At 63.5% G+C, this 16,778-nt stretch carries 12 protein-coding genes and 2 pseudogenes; 10 read left to right on the top strand and 4 right to left on the bottom strand.

Going from position 1 to position 16,778, the window contains the following annotated elements:
• Positions 1–118: 118 nt before the first annotated feature.
• From ACIP02_RS01015 to ACIP02_RS00970, 10 genes are all read left to right on the top strand, one after another.
• A complete protein-coding gene (locus ACIP02_RS01015) occupies positions 119–1,522 on the top strand; it encodes an amino acid permease (protein WP_400612364.1) in 1,404 nt (467 codons plus the stop codon).
• Between the two features lie 16 nt (positions 1,523–1,538).
• Positions 1,539–2,744 (top strand): imidazolonepropionase, encoded by a 1,206-nt coding sequence (hutI, locus tag ACIP02_RS01010; protein WP_400612361.1) that lies wholly within the window; start codon positions 1,539–1,541, stop codon positions 2,742–2,744.
• 10 nt (positions 2,745–2,754) lie between these two features.
• Positions 2,755–3,564: an N-formylglutamate deformylase gene (gene hutG, locus ACIP02_RS01005; protein ID WP_400612358.1), complete on the top strand. Its 810-nt coding sequence runs from the start codon at positions 2,755–2,757 to the stop codon at positions 3,562–3,564.
• A gap of 117 nt (positions 3,565–3,681) precedes the next feature.
• Entirely contained in the window at positions 3,682–4,653 is a 972-nt protein-coding gene (pip, locus tag ACIP02_RS01000) for a prolyl aminopeptidase (protein WP_400612356.1), read from the top strand.
• Complete coding sequence (gene dtd, locus ACIP02_RS00995; protein ID WP_400612354.1) at positions 4,650–5,087, top strand: D-aminoacyl-tRNA deacylase; 438 nt, start codon at positions 4,650–4,652, stop codon at positions 5,085–5,087. The genes pip and dtd overlap by 4 nt, the downstream gene beginning before the upstream one ends.
• Before the next feature lie 263 nt (positions 5,088–5,350).
• On the top strand, positions 5,351–7,072 hold the full coding sequence (locus tag ACIP02_RS00990) for a glucan biosynthesis protein G (protein ID WP_400612352.1): 1,722 nt from the start codon (positions 5,351–5,353) through the stop codon (positions 7,070–7,072).
• Positions 7,065–9,638, top strand: coding sequence for a glucans biosynthesis glucosyltransferase MdoH (gene mdoH, locus ACIP02_RS00985; protein WP_400612350.1), 2,574 nt, complete (start codon positions 7,065–7,067; stop codon positions 9,636–9,638). Before ACIP02_RS00990 ends, mdoH begins: the two co-directional genes overlap by 8 nt.
• A 236-nt stretch (positions 9,639–9,874) precedes the next feature.
• Positions 9,875–10,672 carry a transporter substrate-binding domain-containing protein gene (locus ACIP02_RS00980; RefSeq protein ID WP_027921050.1) on the top strand — a complete coding sequence of 266 codons (798 nt, stop codon included), beginning with the start codon at positions 9,875–9,877 and terminating at the stop codon, positions 10,670–10,672.
• 79 nt (positions 10,673–10,751) lie between these two features.
• Complete coding sequence (locus tag ACIP02_RS00975; protein ID WP_400612348.1) at positions 10,752–11,714, top strand: amino acid ABC transporter permease; 963 nt, start codon at positions 10,752–10,754, stop codon at positions 11,712–11,714.
• Positions 11,707–12,441, top strand: a complete 735-nt coding sequence (locus tag ACIP02_RS00970; protein ID WP_003249271.1) for an amino acid ABC transporter ATP-binding protein — start codon at positions 11,707–11,709, stop codon at positions 12,439–12,441. The genes ACIP02_RS00975 and ACIP02_RS00970 overlap by 8 nt, the downstream gene beginning before the upstream one ends.
• A 111-nt stretch (positions 12,442–12,552) precedes the next feature.
• Here the strand turns inward: ACIP02_RS00970 and ACIP02_RS00965 are convergent, their stop codons facing one another.
• From ACIP02_RS00965 to ACIP02_RS00950, 4 genes and pseudogenes are all read right to left on the bottom strand, one after another.
• Positions 12,553–13,257: a methyl-accepting chemotaxis protein gene (locus ACIP02_RS00965; RefSeq protein ID WP_400613229.1), complete on the bottom strand. Its 705-nt coding sequence runs from the start codon at positions 13,255–13,257 to the stop codon at positions 12,553–12,555.
• Between the two features lie 198 nt (positions 13,258–13,455).
• Positions 13,456–14,496 (bottom strand): annotated as a pseudogene (locus ACIP02_RS00960) (methyl-accepting chemotaxis protein); the annotation flags it as partial.
• A 264-nt stretch (positions 14,497–14,760) separates the two neighbouring features.
• Positions 14,761–15,474 carry a methyl-accepting chemotaxis protein gene (locus ACIP02_RS00955; protein WP_400613227.1) on the bottom strand — a complete coding sequence of 238 codons (714 nt, stop codon included), beginning with the start codon at positions 15,472–15,474 and terminating at the stop codon, positions 14,761–14,763.
• Between the two features lie 141 nt (positions 15,475–15,615).
• Positions 15,616–16,677: pseudogene (locus tag ACIP02_RS00950) on the bottom strand (methyl-accepting chemotaxis protein); the annotation flags it as partial.
• Positions 16,678–16,778: the final 101 nt, after the last annotated feature.

The raw sequence follows: 16,778 nt of genomic DNA, 5'->3' as shown, positions 1-16,778 counted from the left end.
ACAAGGCCGCTCCTACAAAAGGCGACGCGCTCCCTTGTAGGAGCGGCCTTGTGTCGCGAAGGGCTGCAGAGCAGCCCCCTTCGATCTCACGACCACAAAAACAATTTAAGGACGTGACATGCAACAAGCTCAAGGTCTCAAGCGCGGGCTAAGTGCCCGCCACATCCGCTTCATGGCCCTTGGTTCGGCCATCGGCACCGGCCTGTTCTACGGTTCCGCCTCGGCTATCCAGATGGCCGGCCCGGCCGTGCTGCTGGCCTACCTGATCGGCGGCGCCGCCGTGTTCATGGTCATGCGCGCCCTCGGTGAAATGGCCGTGCACAACCCGGTGGCCGGCTCCTTCGGCCACTACGCCACCACCTACCTCGGCCCCATGGCCGGCTTTATCCTCGGCTGGACCTACGCCTTCGAGATGGTCATCGTTGCCATCGCCGACGTCACTGCCTTCGGTATCTACATGGGCTTCTGGTTCCCGGAGGTAGCCCGCTGGATCTGGGTGCTGGGCATCGTCTTCCTGATCGGCGGCCTAAACCTGTGCAACGTCAAGGTGTTTGGCGAAATGGAGTTCTGGCTGTCGCTGCTCAAGGTCGGCGCCATCGTGGCGATGATCCTGGCCGGCCTCGGCATCATGGCCTTCGGCTTCAGCCAGGTAGGCACCGGGCACGCCGTGGGCGTGAGCAACCTGTTCGAGCATGGCGGCTTCATGCCGAACGGCATTGGTGGCCTGATCGCCTCGTTCGCGGTGGTGATGTTCGCCTTCGGTGGCATCGAGATCATCGGCGTCACTGCCGGTGAAGCCAAAGACCCGCAGCGCGTCATCCCCAAGGCGATCAACGCGGTGCCGCTGCGTATCCTGCTGTTCTACGTGCTTACCCTGTTCGTGCTGATGTGCCTGTACCCATGGCCGCAGATCGGCAGCGAAGGCAGCCCGTTCGTGCAGATCTTCAGCAACCTGGGCATCGGCTCGGCCGCCGCCGTGCTGAACGTCGTGGTGATCTCTGCGGCCATCTCGGCCATCAACAGCGACATCTTCGGCGCTGGCCGCATGATGTACGGCCTGGCCCAGCAGGGCCACGCGCCGCGCGGCTTCAGCAAGTTGTCGAAGCACGGCGTGCCGTGGATGACCGTGGTGGTAATGGGGGCCGCGCTGCTGATCGGCGTGCTGCTCAACTACCTGATCCCGGAAAACGTGTTCCTGCTGATTGCCTCCATCGCCACCTTCGCCACCGTATGGGTGTGGCTGATGATTCTGGTAACCCAGGTGGCCATGCGCCGCAGCATGAGCCGTGAACAAGTGGCCCAGCTGAAGTTCCCGGTACCGTTCTGGCCTTATGGCCCGGCCATGGCCATTGCGTTCATGGTGTTCATCTTTGGCGTGCTCGGCTACTTCCCGGACACTCAGGCGGCATTGATGGTTGGCGTGGTCTGGGTGGTGTTCCTGGTCGCGTCCTACCTGCTGTGGTGCAAGCCGCGCGCAGGGCAGGGCCAGCCGGCCGCAGAGCCTGCCGAGTTGCACCGCTAGTAAAAGGAGATTGTGCATGAGAACCGTCTGGCAGCACTGCCATGTGGCAACCATGGCCGAAGGCCGTTACTCGGTTATCGAGGATGCGGCCATCGTCACCAACGCCGGGCTGATCGAGTGGATCGGCCCACGCGCCGGGCTGACGCCGGTAGATGCCGAGCGCAGCGTGGACCTGGGCGGCGCCTGGGTCACCCCGGGGCTGATCGACTGCCACACCCACGCCGTGTTCGGTGGTAACCGCAGCGGCGAGTTCGAGCAGCGCCTGCAAGGCGTGAGCTATGCCGAAATTGCCGCCCAGGGCGGCGGCATCGCCAGCACCGTACGGGCCACCCGCGCGGCCAGCGAGGACGAGCTGTTCGTCAGTGCGCGCCAGCGGGTTGAGGCATTGATGCGCGATGGCGTGACCACCCTCGAGGTCAAGTCCGGCTACGGCCTGGACCTGGCCAACGAGCGCAAGATGCTGCGTGTGGCCCGCCGGCTGGCCGACGAGCTGCCGCTGGCAGTGCGTGCCACCTGCCTGGCCGCGCATGCCTTGCCGCCGGAGTACGCCGGCCGTGCCGACGACTACATCGCGCACATCTGCGACGAAATGCTCCCGGCGCTGGCCGCCGAGGGCCTGGTGGATGCAGTGGATGCCTTCTGCGAACACCTGGCGTTCTCGCCGGCCCAGGTCGAGCGCCTGTTCATCAAGGCGCGCGAGCTGGGCCTGCCGGTCAAGCTGCACGCCGAACAGCTTTCGTCGCTGCACGGCTCCAGCCTGGCGGCGCGCTACCAGGCGTTGTCGGCCGACCACCTGGAATTCATGACCGAAGAAGACGCCATCGCCATGGCTGCAGCCGGCACCGTCGCCGTGCTGCTGCCCGGCGCGTTCTACTTCCTGCGTGAAACCCAGTTGCCGCCGATGGACGCATTGCGCCGCCACGGCGTGAAGATTGCCCTGGCCAGCGACCTCAACCCCGGCACTTCGCCAGGGTTGTCGCTGCGGCTGATGCTGAACATGGGCTGCACCTGCTTCCGCATGACCCCGGAAGAGGCCCTGGCCGGCGTCACGGTGCATGCCGCCACGGCACTGGGCTTGGGCGACAGCCATGGCTCGCTGGAAGTCGGCAAGGTCGCCGACTTTGTCGCCTGGCAAATCGAGCGCCCCGCCGACCTGGCCTACTGGCTGGGCGGCGACCTGCCCAAGCGCGTGGTGCGCAAGGGCCACGAAATTTCCAACTGAGTGAGGCACGATGGACAAGGTACTGAGTTTTCACCAGGGCCGCCTGCCACTGCTGATCAGCATGCCGCACGCTGGGCTGAAACTGACGCCGGCGGTAGACAACGGGCTGGTCGAGGCGGCGCGCAGCTTGCCCGACACCGACTGGCATATCCCGCAGTTGTACGATTTTGCCCGCGACATGGGCGCCAGCGTGGTGGCGGCGGAGTACTCACGCTTCGTCATCGACCTGAACCGACCGGATGACGACAAACCGCTGTACGCCGGTGCCACCACCGGCCTGTACCCGGCCACCCTGTTCGAGGGCGAGCCGCTGTTCAAGGCCGGCCTGGAGCCGACCCGCGAGCAACGCAAGCAGTACCTGGAACAAATCTGGCGCCCTTATCACAACACCATCCGCAATGAACTGGACCGCTTGCGTGAGCAGTTCGGCTACGCCCTGCTGTGGGATGCCCATTCGATCCGTTCGCTGATCCCGCACCTGTTCGACGGCAAGTTGCCGGACTTCAACCTGGGCACCTTCAACGGCGCCAGTTGCGATCCGGCTCTTGCAGAACAGCTGCAAGACGTGTGCGCCGAAGCGAAGGGCTATAGCCATGTGCTCAACGGTCGCTTCAAGGGTGGCCACATCACCCGGCATTACGGGGACCCGGCCCACCATATCCATGCGGTGCAACTGGAGCTGGCGCAGAGTACCTATATGGAGGAAACCCAGCCGTTCGCCTACCGCGAGGATTTGGCACAGCCGACCCAGCAAGTTTTGCAGCACTTGTTGCAGGCTTGTCTGGCATGGGGCGTGGGCCGGTATGGTGCACGGCGGTAACCAGGCCGTGCGCTTGTCAGCGGCAACGTGCGGCGATTGATAGCGGGGGGCATGCTCTAAGCGCAATTCAGGTTTATGATGCCCAACGGCAGATTAAATCCTCACACGGAGTGCGCAATGCAGACCCTCTACCCGCAGATCAAACCCTACGCCCGGCACGATCTGGCCGTGGAAGCGCCGCATGTGCTGTATGTCGACGAAAGCGGTTCGCCAGAAGGTCTGCCGGTGGTGTTCATCCACGGTGGCCCGGGCGCCGGTTGCGACGCCCAGAGCCGTTGCTATTTCGACCCTACGCTGTACCGCATCATCACTTTCGACCAGCGCGGCTGTGGCCGCTCCACGCCGCACGCAAGCCTGGAGAACAACACCACCTGGCACCTGGTCGAGGACCTGGAGCGCATCCGTGAGCACCTGGGGATCGACAAATGGGTGCTGTTCGGTGGCTCGTGGGGTTCCACCCTGGCCCTGGCCTACGCCCAGACCCACCCTGAGCGGGTGCATGGCCTGATCCTGCGCGGCATCTTCCTGTGTCGTCCCCAGGAAATCCAATGGTTCTACCAGGAGGGTGCCAGCCGCCTGTTCCCGGACTACTGGCAGGACTACATTGCACCGATTCCGCTGGAAGAGCGTGGCGACCTGGTCAAGGCCTTCCACAAGCGCCTGACCGGCAACGACCAGATTGCCCAGATGCACGCCGCCAAGGCCTGGTCTACCTGGGAAGGCCGCACGGCAACCCTGCGCCCGAACCCGCTGGTGGTCGACCGCTTCTCCGAGCCGCAGCGGGCGCTGTCGATTGCGCGTATCGAATGCCATTACTTCATGAACAACGCCTTCCTCGAGCCCGACCAGCTGATTCGCGACCTGCCGAAAATTGCCCACCTGCCGGCGGTGATCGTGCATGGCCGCTATGACGTGATCTGCCCGCTGGACAACGCCTGGGCGCTGCACCAGGCCTGGCCGAACAGCGAGCTAAAAGTGATTCGTGACGCCGGCCATGCGGCTTCCGAGCCAGGCATTACCGATGCCCTGGTGCGCGCCGCGGACCAGATGGCCCGGCGCCTGCTCGACCTGCCCCTGGAAGAAGCATGAGGGGCCTGCTGCAACGCGTACGCGGTGCGCGGGTGGAAGTGGCGGGGGAGGTGGTTGGCGCCATCGACCAGGGTTTGCTGGTGCTGGTGGCGGTCGAGCCTGAAGATTCCCGCGAACAGGCCGATAAGTTGTTGCACAAGCTGTTGAACTACCGTGTGTTCAGCGATGAGCAGGGTAAGATGAACCTGTCGCTCAAGGATGTTGGGGGCGGGTTGCTGCTGGTGTCGCAGTTCACCTTGGCGGCGGATACCCGCAACGGCATGCGCCCGAGCTTCTCGACGGCAGCGCCGCCGGCCCTTGGTGCCGAATTGTTCGACTATCTTTTGCAGCAAGCAAAGAGCCAGCACGCCGAGGTGGCGAGTGGACGGTTCGGCGCGGACATGCAGGTGCACCTGGTCAATGATGGCCCAGTGACATTTATGTTACAAATATGAAGGCAATAAACCCCTTGTTCATAGGAAAACAAGGGGTTTTGTACGATAAATAGTTGTTCCGGCCTGATGCGTTGTCACGCAACCTGCTGGATAATCGCGCGCTGCATGGACCTGCGTTCGCAGGTTCGTTTCACTCTGACTCGAGCATTGTCTGGAACCGTTTGGGGAATCATTACGCCCTTACGGGGTCCGAACAGTGCTCGCCAACCCGGCATTTGTCGCTGGCCGTTGGTTTCATGATCTGTTTTCGGCGAGGGTTGCTCGTGATTGTTAGTCCCCAAAAAGCATCAAGAATCCCCGGCACCGGGCTGCGCAAGGCCCTGATGGCCAGTGTGGCACTGGTCGGCCTGATGAGCGCGGGCCAGCTGTGGGCATTCAATCTTGACGATGTTGCAGCCAAGGCAAAGGATCTGGCCGGCCAGAAGTACGAAGCGCCCAAAAGCAACCTGCCGGCGGTGTTCCGTGACATGAAGTTCGCGGACTACCAGAAAATCCATTTCCTGCAGGAAAAGGCCGAGTGGGCCAAGGACAAGACCCCGTTCAAGCTGTCGTTCTATCACCAGGGCATGCACTTCGACACCCCGGTGAAAATCAACGAGGTGACGGCCAGCACGGTCGAGGAAATCAAGTACGACCCGAGCCGTTTCGAGTTCGGTGACGTGCCGCACGACCCGGAAACCACCAAGAACCTCGGTTATGCCGGGTTCCGCGTGCTGTACCCGATCAACAAGGCCGACAAGCAGGACGAGATCATGACCCTGCTCGGCGCCAGCTATTTCCGCGTGGTCGGCAAGGGGCATGTATACGGCCTGTCGGCCCGTGGCCTGGCCATCGACACCGCGTTGCCGTCGGGCGAGGAATTCCCGCGCTTCACCGAGTTCTGGGTAGAAAAGCCCAAACCGGCCGACAAGCACCTGGTGATCTACGCCCTGCTCGATTCGCCGCGTTCCACCGGTGCTTACAAGCTGATCCTGCGCCCGGGCAGCGACACCGTGGTCGATGTGCAGTCGCGCGTGTACCTGCGTGACCACGTCAGCCGCCTGGGCATTGCCCCGCTGACCAGCATGTACCTGTTCGGCCCCAACCAGCCGTCCAAGGTCCTCAACTATCGCCCGGCCCTGCACGATTCCGAAGGCCTGTCGATCCACGCCGGTAACGGCGAGTGGATCTGGCGCCCGCTGAACAACCCGAAACACTTGGCCGTGAGCAACTTCAGCGTCGAGAACCCGCGTGGTTTCGGCCTGATGCAGCGTCAGCGCGCCTTCAGCGACTACGAAGACCTCGACGACAACTACCAGAAGCGCCCGAGCGCCTGGATCGAGCCGAAGGGGGACTGGGGCAAGGGCACCGTCGACCTGGTCGAAATCCCGACTGCCGACGAGACCAACGACAACATCGTGGCCTTCTGGAGCCCGGAAAAGCTGCCGGAACCCGGCACCCCGGTGGAATACGCCTACCGCCTGCACTGGACCATCAACGAGCAGCAGTTCCAGGCCCCTGAGCTGGGCTGGGTCAAGCAGACCCTGCGCTCTACCGGTGACGTCAAGCAGTCCAACCTGATCCGTCAGCCAGACGGCAGCGTCGCCTTCCTGGTCGACTTCGCCAGCCCGGCCCTGGCCGCTTTGCCGGAAGACACCGCAGTGCGCAGCCAGATCAGCGTCGGTGACAACGCCGAGGTGGTCGAGAACAATCTGCGCTATAACCCTGAGACCAAGGGCTGGCGCCTGACCCTGCGCCTGAAGGTCAAGGAAGCCAACAAGTCGACCGAAATGCGCGCCGCGCTGGTGCGTGATGTGCCTGTCGAACCTGCCAAGCCTGCCCAGGACGCCAAGCAGGACAAGGCTGGAGCCAAGCATGCCAAGGCCGACAAAGCCGCCAAGGCCGAACAACCTGCCGCCGATGCGGCATCCACCAACGGGGCCCCGGCCACCACCGAAAAGGTGTTGACCGAGACCTGGAGCTATCAGTTGCCTGCCGATGAGTGACTCAAACGCAAGGCCAGTATCGCTTGGCGAGTACCTGGCTCACCTACCACTGAGCGACGAGCAGCGGGCAGAACTTGCCAGCTGCACCTCGTTCAGTGAGCTGCACCAACGCCTGGCAGCCAACCCGGCCGCCAGCCCTGCAGAGGCCGTACAGGCCTCGGTAGGGCCGCGCCTGACCGTAGGCAGCGCCGCCGAGCTGGAAGATGCCGAAATGCTCGGCGTCGATGGCAGCGGCCGCCTATGCCTGAAGATTGCCCCGCCGATCAAGCGCACCAAGGTCGTGCCAGAGCCTTGGCGCACCAACGTGCTGATCCGCATGTGGCGGCGTATGACCGGCCGCCCCAACGCGCCGCAGCCGCCCAAGCGCGAACTGCCGCCGGCACGCTGGCGTACGGTTGGCTCGATCCGCCGTTACATCCTGCTGACCCTGATGATCGGCCAGACCATCGTCGCCGGCTGGTACATGAAGGGCATCCTGCCGTACCAGGGCTGGTCGTTCGTCGACCTTGACGAAATTCTTAGCCAGTCGCTGTGGGACACGGTGGTGCAGGTGTGGCCGTATGCCTTGCAGACGTCCATCCTGATCCTCTTCGGTATCCTGTTCTGCTGGGTGTCGGCGGGCTTCTGGACCGCACTGATGGGCTTCCTCGAGCTGCTCACCGGGCGTGACAAGTACAAGATTTCCGGCAGCAGCGCCGGCGACGAGCCGATCGCGCCCGAGGCGCGTACCGCCCTGGTGATGCCGATCTGCAACGAAGACGTGCCGCGCGTATTCGCCGGTTTGCGTGCAACGTTCGAGTCGGTGGCCGCCAGCGGCAACCTCGACCGCTTCGACTTCTTCGTGCTCAGCGACACCAACGACACCGACATTGCCGTGGCCGAGCAACAGGCCTGGCTGGACGTGTGCCGCGAAACCAAAGGTTTCGGCCGTATCTTCTACCGCCGCCGCCGGCGCCGGGTGAAGCGCAAGAGCGGCAACCTCGACGACTTCTGCCGTCGCTGGGGCGGCGAGTACAAGTACATGGTCGTGCTCGACGCCGACAGCGTCATGAGCGGCGAATGCCTGAGCAGCCTGGTACGCCTGATGGAGGCCAACCCGGACGCCGGCATCATCCAGACCGGGCCGAAAGCCTCGGGTATGGACACCCTGTATGCGCGCATGCAGCAGTTCGCCACCCGCGTGTACGGCCCGCTGTTCACCGCCGGCCTGCACTTCTGGCAGCTGGGCGAGTCGCACTACTGGGGCCACAACGCGATCATCCGCATGAAGCCGTTCATCGAGCACTGCGCCCTGGCGCCGTTGCCGGGCAAGGGCGCGTTCGCCGGGGCCATCCTGTCCCACGACTTCGTCGAAGCTGCGCTGATGCGCCGTGCCGGCTGGGGCGTGTGGATCGCCTACGACCTGCCGGGCAGCTACGAAGAACTGCCGCCGAACCTGCTCGACGAACTCAAGCGCGACCGCCGCTGGTGCCACGGCAACCTGATGAACTTCCGCCTGTTCCTGGTCAAGGGCATGCACCCGGTACACCGTGCCGTGTTCCTCACCGGGGTGATGTCGTACCTGTCGGCGCCGCTGTGGTTCCTGTTCCTGGTGCTGTCGACCGCGCTGCTGGCGACCAACACGCTGATGGAACCGCAGTACTTCATCGAGCCGTACCAGCTTTACCCGCTGTGGCCGCAGTGGCACCCCGAGAAGGCCGTGGCACTGTTCTCCACCACCATTGTGCTGTTGTTCCTGCCCAAGCTGCTCAGCGTTATCCTGATCTGGGCCAAGGGCGCCGTCGAGTTCGGTGGGCGGATCAAGGTCACCCTGTCGATGCTGATGGAGATGCTGTTCTCCATGCTGCTGGCGCCGGTGCGCATGATCTTCCACACCCGTTTCGTACTGGCCGCGTTCCTTGGCTGGGCCGCAACCTGGAACTCGCCGCAGCGTGATGACGACTCCACCCCGTGGAGCGAAGCGGTGCGTCGGCATGGCCCGCAGACCCTGCTGGGTATTGCCTGGGCCGGCCTGGTGGCCTGGCTGAACCCGAGCTTCCTGTGGTGGCTGGCGCCTATTGTCGGTTCGCTGGTGCTGTCGATCCCGGTATCGGTCATTTCCAGCCGCACCCGCCTGGGCCTGGCAGCCAAGGACGAGAAGCTGTTCCTCATCCCCGAGGAATACGCCACGCCGCAAGAATTGCTGGCGACCGACCAGTACACCCACGAAAACCGCTGGCATGCCCTGCATGACGGCTTCGTGCGTGCAGTGGTCGACCCGCGGCAGAACGCCCTGGCCTGCGCCATGGCCACTGCCCGCCACGGGCAAGCGGCGCCCATCGAGGCACTGCGTGCCGAGCGCGTGGCCAAGGCGATCGAGGTCGGGCCGAAAGGGCTGGACCTCAATACCCGCCTGGCGCTGCTCAGCGACCCGGTCGCGCTGACCCGCCTGCACGAGCAGGTGTGGGCCGAGCACAACGCGGCGTGGATCGATGTGTGGCGTGCCTCTATCAAGAACGACCCACATTCGCCACTGTTGCCGCTGCATCCGGAGAATGAAGGCCAACCGGCACTCGTCGGCGCCTGACAGGGCCTATTCGCGGGTGAACCCGCTCCTACATGGGAATGGGTATCCCTTGTAGGAGCGGGTTCACCCGCGAAGCTTTTAGGGCCCCACCCCTATTTTGGCCAACAAAGTCCCCCCCAGCTCTAGGTCCCCGGCCCGCCATGCGTTAGCATCCCTCTCCGATACGACGCATCGGCCAGTACGGCCGTGCCAACACAATAAGATTCGCTCTTTTCTTGCTAGGGGACTTCGTGATGATCAAGAAATACCTTTCGCGACTGCTGGTCGGTGTCACCGCCTTGGTCGCCGTGACTGCGGCCCAGGCCGGCGCCATCGATGAAGCGGTAAAGCGCGGCACCCTGCGGGTGGGCATGGACCCGACCTACATGCCGTTCCAGATGACCAACAAACGTGGCGAGATCATTGGCTTCGAAGTCGATATCCTCAAAGCCATGGCCAAGTCGATGGGCGTCAAGTTCGAGGCTGTTTCCACAGCCTATGACGGCATCATCCCGGCCCTGCTGACCGACAAGTTCGACATGATCGGCAGCGGCATGACCCTGACCCAGGAACGCAACCTGCGCCTGAACTTCAGCGAGCCCTTCATCGTGGTTGGCCAGACCCTGCTGATCCGCAAGGAGCTGGCTGGCGAGATCAAGTCGTACAAAGACCTGAACAACGAGAAGTACCGCCTGACTTCCAAGCTGGGCACAACCGGCGAAATGGTGTCCAAGAAGCTGATCGGCAAAGCCAAGTACCACGGCTACGACAACGAACAGGAAGCGGTGATGGACGTGGTCAACGGCAAGGCTGACGCCTTCGTCTACGACGCGCCGTACAACGTGGTGGCAGTCGAGAAGGCCGGTGCCGGCAAGTTGCTGTTCCTCGAAGAACCCTTCACCTACGAGCCGCTGGCCTTCGGCCTGAAGAAAGGCGACTACGACAGCATCAACTTCATCAACAACTTCCTGCACCAGATCAAGCATGACGGGACCTACGATCGTATCCACGACAAGTGGTTCAAGAACAAGGACTGGCTGAAGGAAATGGAATAAGGCCCAGGCCAAAAGCCCGGCTTTATGACCTCGACGCGCAGGCAAACCCTGCGCGTTCGCATTTACGGAAGTACCCCACGTGATCAAACACAAGAAAGCCCAGTGGCCCTGGCACGGGCTGACCGCCCTGGTCCTGGTGGGCCTGGCGTTCAGCCTGTACATGGCCACCTCGATGATTTCCTACGAGTGGCGCTGGAACCGCGTACCGCAGTACTTCGCCTACAAGGCCGAAGAAACACAGCGCGCAGCCGGTTACGGCACCGTGCAGGAAATCGTCATTTCCGGCGATAACGCCCGCGTCACGTTGAAAGACGAAAGCGGCGCCGAGCAAGTGCTCGATGTGGCCAAGGACAGCCTGCAACTGAGCCGTGGCGACGATGTTGCTGAAGGCGACCAGATTGGTGTGACCCGGCATTGGGCCGCTGGCCCGTTGGCCTGGGGGCTGTGGACCACGTTGTGGATCTCGGTGGTGTCCGGTGCGTTCGGCCTGGTGATCGGTTTGTTCGCCGGCTTGTGCCGGTTGTCGAACAACCCGACCCTGCGTGACCTGTCGACCGTATACGTCGAACTGGTGCGCGGCACGCCGCTGCTGGTGCAGATCTTTATCTTCTACTTCTTCATCGGCACCGTGCTCAACCTGTCCCGCGAGTTTGCCGGGGTGGCGGCGCTGGCGCTGTTCACCGGCGCCTACGTGGCGGAAATCGTCCGCGCGGGTGTGCAGTCGATCGCCAAGGGCCAGAACGAAGCCGCGCGCTCGCTGGGCCTGAACGCTGGCCAGTCGATGCGCCACGTGATCCTGCCGCAGGCGTTCAAGCGCGTGCTGCCGCCGCTGGCCGGGCAGTTCATCAGCCTGGTCAAGGACACCTCGCTGGTCTCGGTAATCGCCATCACCGAACTGACCAAGAGCGGCCGCGAGGCCATCACCACCTCGTTCTCGACCTTCGAGATCTGGTTCTGCGTGGCAGGCCTGTACCTGCTGATCAACCTGCCGCTGTCGCACATCGCCAGCCGGCTTGAGCGGAGGCTTGCGCAAAGTGATTGAAGTCCGTGACCTGCTGAAAGTCTTCGACACCCGTGGCCAGGTGGTACGGGCTGTGGATAACGTCACCACTCAGGTGGCAAAGGGTGAAGTGGTGGTGGTGCTCGGCCCTTCCGGTTCGGGCAAGTCGACCTTCCTGCGCTGCCTCAACGGCCTGGAGCATTTCGACCAAGGCCATGTGGCCATCGACGGCCTGCAACTGGCCGACCCGAAGACCGACATCAACGCCTACCGCCGCGAAGTCGGCATGGTGTTCCAGCACTTCAACCTGTTCCCGCACATGACCGTGCTGGAAAACCTCTGCCTGGCGCAGAAGGTGGTGCGCAAGCGCAACAAGGCTGACCGCGAGGCCAAGGCCCGGGCGTTGCTGGAGAAGGTTGGCATTGCGCAGAAGGCCAACGAGTTCCCGTCGCGTCTGTCGGGTGGCCAGCAGCAGCGGGTAGCCATTGCCCGCGCCCTGGCCATGGACCCGAAAGTGATGCTGTTCGACGAACCGACCTCGGCGCTCGACCCGGAAATGGTCGGCGAGGTGCTGGACGTGATGAAGACCCTGGCCCAGGAAGGCATGACCATGGTCTGCGTTACCCACGAAATGGGCTTTGCCCGCGAAGTGGCCGACCGCGTGCTGTTCTTCGACCATGGCAAGCTGCTGGAAGACTCGGCCCCCGCCGCATTCTTCGCTGCACCGAAAGACCCGCGTGCGCAGGCCTTCCTGCGTCAGGTGCTTTAGCCTGCGCAGGCCTCTTCGCGGTTAAACCCGCTCCCACAGGTATTGTGCTGTCCTTGGAACAGCGGAAATAGTTGTAGGAGTAGGTTCACCCGCGAAGCAGGCGACTCGGTCTCAGATGTTGAACCGCCCCACCATCCCCCGCAACTGCTGCCCCAACTGCTCCAGCTCACCACTCGAAGCCGCCGTCTGCTCACTGGCCGCACTGGTCTGATCGGACGCATCGCGCACATTCAGCACGCTACGGTTGATCTGCTCGGCCACCACGCTCTGCTCTTCGCTGGCGGTGGCGATCTGCTGGTTCATGCCTTGGATATGCGACACCGTATCGGTGATCTGGCCCAGCGCCAGGCCGGCCTTGCGGCTTAGCTCCACGCTCTGCTCGGTAAGGTTCTTACTGCTGTCCAGCAGCCGGGTGACCTCGTCGGTGCCGTGGTGCAGGCTGTCGATCAGTTGGCCGATTTCTTCGGTCGCGGTCGAGGTGCGCTGTGCCAGCCCGCGCACTTCATCGGCGACCACGGCAAAACCGCGGCCGGCTTCACCGGCGCGGGCCGCTTCGATCGCCGCGTTCAGAGCCAGCAGGTTGGTCTGTTCGGAAACCGACTTGATCACATCGAGTATGCTGCCGATCCGCTGGCTCTCACCCGCCAGGTGCTGCATGGCCGCCAGGCAGTGGTCCATCTGCCCGGCCAGTTGCTCGATACGCCCGATCGCTTCGCTCACCACCTGGTCGCCCAGCTGCGCCTGCTGGTCGGCATTGGTGGCGGCGAACGAGGCCTGTTCGGCATTTTGCGCCACCTCTTGCACGGTCGCGCTCATCTGGTTCATGGCCGTGGCCACCTGGTCGGTTTCTTCACGCTGCTGGTTGATCCGCATTTTGGTGTCCTCGCTGGTTGCCGCCAGCTGTGAGGCAGCCTGCGACAGCTGGCCCACACCTTGGTCGATACCGCCGATCAGCTGGCGCAAGCTCAGGGTCATTTCGCCCATGCTGGCTTGCAGCTGGCCCATCTCGTCGCGGCGTTGCGCAGGTTCTACCTGGCTCAGGTCGCCGTTGGCGATGCGCCCGGCTACGACCAAGGTCTGGCGCAGCGGCTGGGTGATTTGCTGGGTGATCAACCAGGCAGCTGCCGCTCCGACCACCAATGCCAGCAGTGCCACGCTGGTCAGCAGAGAACGCGCCGCCAATGCTTCGCTGTCGCGCTGCTCGATCTTGCGTTTACCCAGTTCAAGGCTTACCGCGCGCAGCTCGTTGCCTTTGTTTTCCATGCTGTTCTGCAACTGCTCGGCACGCACAGCAGCACGGCGGTACTGATCCAGGCTGGCGCGGTACTTGTTCAGTTCGACCCCCGGCTGCTCGATCAGGCTCCGCGGCAAGCCCAGTTGCGCAACCCCTCTGAGCAGCTGCCCAAGGCTGGTATCGGCAGCGTCCAGGGCGCTGTCGCCGACCTTGCTGAAGTCCTCGACCGGGCTAAAGGTATACGCTGGCACCAGGCTTTGCTGCTGGGCGCCTTCGACATGGCGGCTAAGGGTGTCCATCAACCCCAGTAGGCCGCTTTGCTGGCTGTCTGCCGGCATTTTCAGCAGCGCCTGGGTCTGCAGGTCGTCAATCGCTACATTGAGCTTCTGCTGTTGCGCCTGCATCGCTGCTTGCAGCTCGAGGCGGTTGGCGACACTGCGCTGCAGCTCGCTGAATTCGTCGCGGACCTGCTGCAGCAATGCCAGCTTTTCGGTCAGCATTTCTCGCGACTCATCGACGTTACTGCGTTGCTGCAGGGTGGTGAGCCTATTGTTGAGCTGATCAAGAATATTGCCGATGCGCGCTTTGCTGGCGTCGTCGTTGAGCACGCGGTAGGTGATGCGCTCTGCGCGTAGGTCCTTGGTCAGGTCATTGATCGTGCCGATTTCGCTCAGTTGCTGCGAGCGGATGATGGCCTCGTCCAGCGCGCGCCAGCCGCTGATGGTAGTAGCCAGGGTAAGCAGCAGGACCACGGCAAAGCCGAGGCCGAGCTTGGCGGCGACGCTGATGTTGCCGAGCTTGCGGTTGAGGTAGCCGAGCATGGGGAGTCTCCGTGCAAGTGAGAGAGGGATGCAGGCGGATTGCTGGCATCACACCTCTGCTCATCGGCAGCGGAGCTGTAGGACTTGACCTGATAATCGTGTAGGAAAATTCGCCGCAAAGAGTAGGAGGTTTTTCGCCTGTTCTGGCCTCTTCGCGGGTGAACCCGCTCCCACAGGTACTGCACAAGCCTTGGGTCCTGCGCGATATCTGTGGGAGCGGGTTCACCCGCGAAGAGGCCAGAACAGGCGGCCCATTACTTTAGGTCAGAGCCTGAACCGCCCCACCAACCCCTGCAAATGGGTACCCAGCCGCGCCAGCTCCACGCTCGAACTGGCGGTCTCTTCACTGGCCGCCGAGGTCTGGTCGGAAATATCACGCACATTCATCACGCTGCGGTTGATCTCCTCGGCCACGGCCGTCTGTTCCTCTGCCGCCGTAGCAATCTGCTGGTTCATCGCCTGGATCGACGACACGGTACGGGTGATGGTTTCGAGCGAGCTGCCGGCACGGCGGGTCAGTTCGACGCTGCTGTCGGTCAGCTGGCGGCTGTTGTCCATCACGCTGGCCACCCGCTGGGTGCCGCTCTGCAGGCCGGCAATCAGCTCTTCGATCTCTTCAGTCGACTGCTGGGTGCGCTGGGCCAGGCTGCGTACTTCGTCGGCGACCACGGCAAAGCCACGCCCGGCTTCACCGGCGCGGGCGGCCTCGATCGCGGCGTTAAGGGCAAGCAGGTTGGTCTGTTGGGCCACCGACTTGATCACGTCGAGCACACTGCCGATCTTGTCGCTTTCGGCCTTGAGCTGGTTCATCGCCTCGCTGGAGTTGACCACTTCGCCGGCCAGGCGCTCGATCTGCGCCACGGCCTCGCCCACCACACGGTCGCCTTCGCGGGCTTGCTGGTCGGCCATGACAGCGGCTTCCGAGGCCTGCTCGGCGTTACGGGCCACTTCGTGCACGGTGGCGGTCATCTGGTTCATGGCGGTCGCGACCTGGTCGGTCTCGACCTTCTGGTTGTTGACCCCAGCGCTGGTCTGCTCGGTCACGGCCGACAGCTGCTCGGCCGCACTGGCGATCTGGGTGACCCCATCGCCGATGCCACCGATCAATTCGCGCAGGCCTTGGGTCATGCGTTGCATGCTGGCTTGAAGCTGGCCCAGCTCGTCCCGGCGTTGCACCTGCAGCCCCTGGCTGAGGTCGCCGTTGGCCACACGCTCTGCGGCCTGCAGCGTCTGGCGCAGTGGGATGATGATCTGCCGGGTGATGACCCAGGCAGCCAGCAGGCCGAGGACCAAGGCCAACAGGGTGGCAACGGCCAGCAGGGTCTTGGCCTGAGCCGCAGCCGCGTCGCGTCGATCCGTTTGCGAGGTGGTCATGGCCTGGCTGGTTTCCAGCAGCACGGTGCCTTGGTCAGCCATGTGTTGCAGGGCTCGTTCGCTTGCCGCTTGCGCGTTGCCGAACTGGGTGACCGCATCGCGGTAGCTGGCCAGGGCGGCGCTGGCGTCGTCGAGGCTGGCGGCGTGTTCGGCGCCGACTTTGCCGGGTAGCGCGCGCAGCTCTTGCAGTGCCCGGTCAATGGCCTGCAGGGCGGTCTGCTGGAAGCTGGCGTTGCCGCTGTAGGTGTAGCCGCGCACCTGGAAGCGCGCCTGCTGCAACTGGGCACTGACTTCGACGGCGTGCTGGTACTGGCTGACCACGCCGCCCTCAAGCAAGCCGCGCTGTACCTTGTCGATAAGTTCGGCTGCCTTGTCTGCGCTGTCGCCGAGCACGTCACGGCTGGCCTCGCGCCGCTGGCCGGCCTGTTTCAGCTCGTTGAACGCCTGCTGGTAAACCTGCACGGCGTCGCGTTGCTGCTCTAGGCGCTGGCGGTCCGTCGGGTCTTCGATCTGCCCCAGCATCAGCTGCACCTGGTGGTCGAGTTTGCCCAACGTCTTTTCCAGCTCTGCCACCGACGCGTCGTCACGCCGCCGCTCGTAGTGCTGGCGGGCGATGCGCAACTCCTGGGTGTGCTGCTGGATGACAGAGATGTTACCGAGCTTGTCGCCCCGATCAATGATGCTGTCCAGGCCGTGCCACCCGGTCAGGGTGATGGCCAAGGTCAACAGCAGAACCAGCCCGAACCCCAGCCCGAGTTTGCGATTGACGCTGATATTGCCCAGTGAATGGGCGATCCATTGATACATGTGCGACTCCCTCGGCGTTGGCAGCACTAATCATTGTTGTGTTGCCAAGGCCATCGGCCTGGGAGCGTGAAACTTGATGGGAGGAAAATTCCGATGTGTTT

Source organism: Pseudomonas sp. NPDC089408 (genome assembly GCF_044749445.1).
Taxonomy (GTDB): domain Bacteria; phylum Pseudomonadota; class Gammaproteobacteria; order Pseudomonadales; family Pseudomonadaceae; genus Aquipseudomonas.
This window is presented reverse-complemented; position numbering and strand designations above follow the sequence as displayed.

What these genes read in the sequence shown, in the direction of transcription:
- ACIP02_RS01015 (WP_400612364.1), top strand. Translation starts at nt 119, where the DNA reads ATGCAACAAGCTCAAGGTCTCAAGCGCGGGCTAAGTGCCCGCCACATC.
- hutI (WP_400612361.1), top strand. Translation starts at nt 1,539, where the DNA reads ATGAGAACCGTCTGGCAGCACTGCCATGTGGCAACCATGGCCGAAGGC.
- hutG (WP_400612358.1), top strand. Translation starts at nt 2,755, where the DNA reads ATGGACAAGGTACTGAGTTTTCACCAGGGCCGCCTGCCACTGCTGATC.
- pip (WP_400612356.1), top strand. Translation starts at nt 3,682, where the DNA reads ATGCAGACCCTCTACCCGCAGATCAAACCCTACGCCCGGCACGATCTG.
- dtd (WP_400612354.1), top strand. Translation starts at nt 4,650, where the DNA reads ATGAGGGGCCTGCTGCAACGCGTACGCGGTGCGCGGGTGGAAGTGGCG.
- mdoH (WP_400612350.1), top strand. Translation starts at nt 7,065, where the DNA reads ATGAGTGACTCAAACGCAAGGCCAGTATCGCTTGGCGAGTACCTGGCT.
- ACIP02_RS00965 (WP_400613229.1), bottom strand. Translation starts at nt 13,257, where the DNA reads ATGAGCGCGACCGTGCAAGAGGTGGCGCAAAATGCCGAACAGGCCTCG.
- ACIP02_RS00955 (WP_400613227.1), bottom strand. Translation starts at nt 15,474, where the DNA reads ATGAACCAGATGACCGCCACCGTGCACGAAGTGGCCCGTAACGCCGAG.